Genomic DNA, 791 nt, shown 5'->3' with positions numbered 1-791 from the left:
CTGTTAATCAACAAGAGCCTGCAAAAAAATACGAATTTACCAATGAAAAATTCACTTTTGATGGTCTTACTTTACACCGTATACGTGCTCTAAGAGATTTTGATGATGTTAAGGCGGGGGACCTCGGCGGTTTTATTGAAAATGAAAGTAACTTATCCCATGATGGCAATTGCTGGGTCTATGATAATGCCGCGGTTCTTTTCAATGCAACTGTTTATGAAAATGCTAAAATCTATAATGATGCGAAAATCTTCAGAGGTGCCAAGGTGTATGGCAATGCTATCGTTAATGGCAAGGCATTGGTTTTTGATACAACCGCTCATATTTATGATAATGCAAAAATTCATGATAACGCTAAGGTCTGTGGGCATGTTTATGGTAATGCCGTAATTAGTGATAATGCTACTATTTCTAATGGTGCCAAGGTTTATGACAATGCCCGTGTCTATGAAAGTGCCTATGTTTGTGGCTATATTTTTGGCAATGCTCGTGTGTATGGCAAGTCACGCATTTATGTCTGGGCGCGCGTTTATGATAATGCCCATGTTTTTTGTAATGCTTGGATTAAGGATTATTCAAGTATCTATGGTCATGCCAAGGTTTCTGGCTCGGCTCGTGTTGGTTGCTTTGTAAGGATTTATGATCATGCCAAGGTCTATGGCAAATCAAATATTGATCATCATGTGCAAATTTATGGCAATGCTGTTGTGAATAGCCGTGCAAAAATTCGTAATGATATCTGTGATGATAATCAGTCACTAAAAGACGCTGCTTAAATAACGCGTGGGCGC

At 38.9% G+C, this 791-nt stretch carries 1 protein-coding gene; it reads left to right on the top strand.

Going from position 1 to position 791, the window contains the following annotated elements:
- Positions 1–776: hypothetical protein (locus tag ACFILA_RS09700; protein ID WP_375661145.1), on the top strand; the 776-nt coding region annotated here is incomplete at its 5' end.
- Positions 777–791: the final 15 nt, after the last annotated feature.

The organism is Bartonella sp. CL71SXKL, from assembly GCF_042194935.1.
In the GTDB taxonomy this organism is placed as follows: Bacteria; Pseudomonadota; Alphaproteobacteria; order Rhizobiales; family Rhizobiaceae; genus Bartonella.
The sequence above is the reverse complement of the archived record's forward strand: the minus strand, read 5'-3'. Positions and strand labels throughout refer to the sequence as shown.